Annotated in this window: 4 protein-coding genes; 3 read left to right on the forward strand and 1 reads right to left on the reverse strand. The window is 29.0% G+C overall.

The window, feature by feature from the left end; all coding sequences use genetic code 11:
• Positions 1-539: 539 nt before the first annotated feature.
• From P8V03_RS18665 to P8V03_RS18675, 3 genes are all read left to right on the forward strand, one after another.
• The gene (locus P8V03_RS18665; RefSeq protein WP_318799320.1) at positions 540-1,793 is read left to right on the forward strand and encodes an SH3 domain-containing protein; all 1,254 of its coding nucleotides are present in this window, start codon (positions 540-542) and stop codon (positions 1,791-1,793) included.
• A gap of 196 nt (positions 1,794-1,989) precedes the next feature.
• Positions 1,990-2,748, forward strand: coding sequence for a threonine/serine exporter family protein (locus tag P8V03_RS18670; protein WP_318799322.1), 759 nt, complete (start codon positions 1,990-1,992; stop codon positions 2,746-2,748).
• The gene (locus P8V03_RS18675) at positions 2,745-3,188 is read left to right on the forward strand and encodes a threonine/serine exporter family protein (RefSeq protein ID WP_318799324.1); all 444 of its coding nucleotides are present in this window, start codon (positions 2,745-2,747) and stop codon (positions 3,186-3,188) included. The genes P8V03_RS18670 and P8V03_RS18675 overlap by 4 nt, the downstream gene beginning before the upstream one ends.
• Positions 3,189-3,331: 143 nt before the next feature.
• Here P8V03_RS18675 and P8V03_RS18680 read toward each other — a convergent pair whose 3' ends face one another.
• A complete protein-coding gene (locus P8V03_RS18680) occupies positions 3,332-4,096 on the reverse strand; it encodes a tetratricopeptide repeat protein (protein ID WP_318799326.1) in 765 nt (254 codons plus the stop codon).
• Positions 4,097-4,336: the final 240 nt, after the last annotated feature.

Raw genomic sequence — 4,336 nt, forward strand, 5'->3', positions numbered from 1 at the left:
TATCTTGCTTTGTCAATAAGATTTTTAATGTTTTTTATTTTCAATCTTTCTTGACAGCTTTTATATAATATCATAAACAATTACTTAATGTCAACAATATCTTGATATTAAGTTTTTTTGTTTATTTGTCGCTCATTAAGCGACGAATGTTATCTTATCATCTTTATCATTTGAAAATATAAATGGTATAACAGCTTAGATTAAATTAAACCATTCAATTTAATTCATTCTTTTTATTCCTTTATATTTTGCCTAATGATACACCAGAGTCAGTTTGTTCCAATTTAACATATACTAAAATAGACATCTATTAGTGTTAAGGAGTTCCCTTATAACTTAACCTGCTGAATTTTAGTGATTATACAATTTGTCTTTTCTAAAATCTATATTTTATAAATACTTTTTTACAAATAACAGCAGTCTCTTCTATAGAATTAAGGATTTATTTATAATCTTTTTACCATATATGTGTTAATATATAGTTGTAAGAAATTAATGTAAATCATATTAACTTTTCAAGATAGGAGGAGATGACTTTAATGAAAAGTAAAAAAATAATATCAATTGTTCTTTCAGTCTCAATAGCTACTTGTTCTATATTAGGTACTTCTTATGCAGTTAAAGCCGCTACACTGCATGGTATTGTATCATCTAAACAAGGGTTAAATGTAAGAAACGAATCTAATTCTGGTGCAAAAATTATAGGAAGCTTAAAATTAGATGAATCAGTAGAAATATTAGAGACTAAAGGTGATTGGTATAAAATTAAATATGGTTCTTCTTATGGATATGTATCCAAACAATATATAGCATTAGATAAGAATCCATCCAGTGACAGTAATCCACAAAAGGAAGATTCAAACTTGAATACAGAAGAGAAAACTCCACAATACAAGAATTTCATCGAGAGAAAAGACGTAGATCAGCTTAAACAGTGGAAAATCAAATTTAATAGAAAAATTAAAGACACTGAAAGTAATAAAAATGAATTTAAGGTTATAGATAACAATGGTAGCTTTGTTTCAACTAAAGTTTTAATAGATAACTACTCTGTAACTGTTATTCCATGGAGTACTAGCTATAACTACGGAAAGAATTACAAGTTAATTATCGGAGATAACATAGAAAGTTCTGATGGTATAAAGATAAAGTATACTTCAACTATGGATTTTACTATTAAATCGAAGGCTGCTTCACTTGGACTAGGCAATAACGAAACAGAATCTGTAAGTAATAATAAAAACTTCGATTGGTATATTGGCCAAAATGACACTGGAAAATATTCGGCTATAAACTCTGGCCCTGCTGCTGTAGCTATGGCTATTAAATGGACAAACCCTTCACAGGATAAGTCAGTGGCCTATATAAGAGATACATATGAAAGTAACGTATTAGCTTGGAACATGAATAATATTGCTTCTTCTTTAAAAGATTCAAATATAAAATATAGCTCTTGTGATAACATAAGCGAAGATGAATTAAAGAAACAACTTAAATCTGGAAACATACTTATAGTTAATCTCAATCCACAATATATAAATTATAATGACAGTTCAGAGTCTAGAGTTGGGCGTTTCCATATAGTTGATGGAAGTGCCTATACTGTTATTATAAAAGGTTACAAAGTTGTGGATGGTAAAACCTACTTTGAAATATACGATTCCTTCAATATTAATTCTAATTACTTAGATGGTTCGCCAAAAGGTAAAAATAATTACTATCCTGCAAATGAGGTGTTAAATTCTCTTATGTCAGAGAATATTCATCCTATTATAGTAAGCAAAGATAACTAAAACAAAAGCACTAGAGATAAAATCTAGTGCTTCTTTGTTTATATCCTATATATGCTGATACATATCTTATTGTACTAGAGATTTTTTTACTTTAAATAATATTTTTCTAGCCTTCCTTTACCTAATAGAAATTCTCGCAAAAAATGATATAATAGTACTGGCTGTAAATAATATTATTTTAATAAAGGAGTATAATATGGAGGCTAAACAAGTTTTGGAGATTACTCTTTCTGCAGGTCATATGCTTTTAAGTAATGGTGCAGAAGCTTATAGAGTTGAGGAAACCATTGAAAGAATATGTAGTTCTTATAACTTACAATGTGAATGCATGGTAACAGCTAAGGGAGTTTTTATCTCGCTCTTAGATGGTGATAATGAAAAAATAACTTCGTTAAAAAAGATTCGGACAAGACGGGTAGATCTATATAGGATAGAGCTTATCAATTCTTTTTCTAGAAATCTTCAGCATAACCCTATTTCCTATGAAGAAGCAAAACAGATATTGAAGGATATAGAAGGAGCCCCCTATTTCAGCTTTCCTGTTAGAATTTTTGCAGCAAGTATGACTTCTTTTGTATATTCATTGTTTTTTAATGGGACAATCTATGACTCAATTGTTTCAGCAATTGTCAGTGTGGGTATATATTTTATGTTGGAAAAAATATCCCATGTTGGTTTTTTTCAGTTTTTTGAATTCTTCCTTTCAGGTTTTATTATAGGTGGCGTAAGTTTAGCCGCCCAAAAGCTACTTCCCTTTGTAAGCAAAGGAAATGTTATAACTGGTGCAATAATGATATTATTACCTGGAGTACCTCTTACTAATGGAATTAAAGATATTATATATGGAGATTTTGATTCAGGAATGACTAAATTCGGTGAATCAATGCTTGTTATAACTGCTGTAGGCGCAGGTATTGGCGCAGCATTGGCTATTGGGGTAGGTGTAAAATTATGATGAAACAAATAGTATTAGCATTTTTCGGAAGTATATTCCCTGTTATACTTTTTAATATTGACAGAAAAAAGATAATATGGACCGGCTTTTGTGGGGTTTTTGGTTGGATAACCTATCTTATGGTATATAAATATACTGTTAGCCCAGTTTCTGCATCTTTTGCAGGATCTTTTATCGTAGGTGTATACAGTGAGTTAATGGCGCGAAAACTTAAAACTCCTGCAGTCCAGTTTTCAATACCAGGAATATTTCCCCTTGTACCTGGTATAACAGCATATAATACTATAAATTACATAGTAGAGCAAAACTATTCAGCTGCTTACTCAAAAGGAATGCAAACGGTAGCTGTAGCAGGAGCAATTGCATTTGGTATAATGCTTTCATCTACAACTTTTCGCTTTATTTCAAAGCTAGTAAGAGCAAAAAAACTTCAACAATAGTTTAAAAAATTGTGTTCCAAAACGGATATTTATAAATTTTCATGAATAAAAGCCATGCATATAAGGAAACTTATTTTCCTGTTTATGAATGGCCTTTGTTTTTGTATAAGACTTTTATGCATTTTCCCCTAGTTTTCTTTACACTAAAGAATCAGCTTTGGGTCTTCTGTATAGTTTTTAAAACTTTTTATTTTACTTTTTTCTTTACATATTAATGCTATATTGAAATATACATCTCTATTGTGGGGATTTAATTTTATAACTTTAATATAATCATCAATAGCTTTTTCATATTCCTGCATCACATAAAATACGACACCTCTATTGTTGTATGCATCCTCATAAGTGTCATTTATGATTATAGTCTTGCTATAATCATAAATTGCTTTTTCATAATTTTTATTCATGTAGTGCATAATTCCCCTATTATAATACGCTTCCCAATCCTTGGGATTCAGTTCTATAGCTGTACTAAAGTCATCCAATGCTTTTTCACTCATATTTAGTTTTCTATAAGTTAATCCTCTATTAAAATAAGCATTTGCATTTAATGTATTTAATTTCAGCAGCTTATTGTAATCTTGAATAGCTTTATTATACTCCTCTTTAGCATAATAAGTAACAGCTCTATTATTATATGCATCCTCATCATTAGAATTTAATTCTATAACTTTTGTAAAATCCCTTATTGCCAGATCATAATCTTTCAAATCTTTATAAGCACTACCTCTATTAAAATAAGCATCTATATAATTATAGTTAAAATTTATTGCTGCAGAGTAAAACTTAATCTTTTCTACTAAGTTAACAGAATAATACGCTCTTAAAAAAAATTCTTCTGCCTTTACTTTCTTATCAAGCTTCTTGTTACTACTTGAATTTTTTATCCTTTTTTTCAAATCACTCATTTGTATTACTCTACTATTTCCACTGCCTATAACAATCACTCCATTACAATAAATTAATTACCTTGTCAGTATATGATATCTTTTAAATTATTCCACTAATAGATTTGTTATTTTTGTCTTATTTCCTATTTTAATAAATAATGCTAAAATCCTGATCTATTAAATTTAAATATAGGCTTTGCTTTAAGAAAGTCTTAATATAATAAAAAAAGCAAGAAATAACCTATAGTTATTTCTTGC

Origin of the sequence: Clostridium tanneri (genome assembly GCF_033659955.1) — a bacterium.
In the GTDB taxonomy this organism is placed as follows: domain Bacteria; phylum Bacillota; class Clostridia; order Clostridiales; family Clostridiaceae; genus Clostridium_AM; species Clostridium_AM tanneri.

Bases quoted from the DNA above. Each gene is read 5' to 3' on its own strand.
- P8V03_RS18675 (WP_318799324.1), top strand. From the start codon at position 2,745: ATGATGAAACAAATAGTATTAGCATTTTTCGGAAGTATATTCCCTGTT.
- P8V03_RS18670 (WP_318799322.1), top strand. From the start codon at position 1,990: ATGGAGGCTAAACAAGTTTTGGAGATTACTCTTTCTGCAGGTCATATG.
- P8V03_RS18665 (WP_318799320.1), top strand. From the start codon at position 540: ATGAAAAGTAAAAAAATAATATCAATTGTTCTTTCAGTCTCAATAGCT.
- P8V03_RS18680 (WP_318799326.1), bottom strand. From the start codon at position 4,096: ATGAGTGATTTGAAAAAAAGGATAAAAAATTCAAGTAGTAACAAGAAG.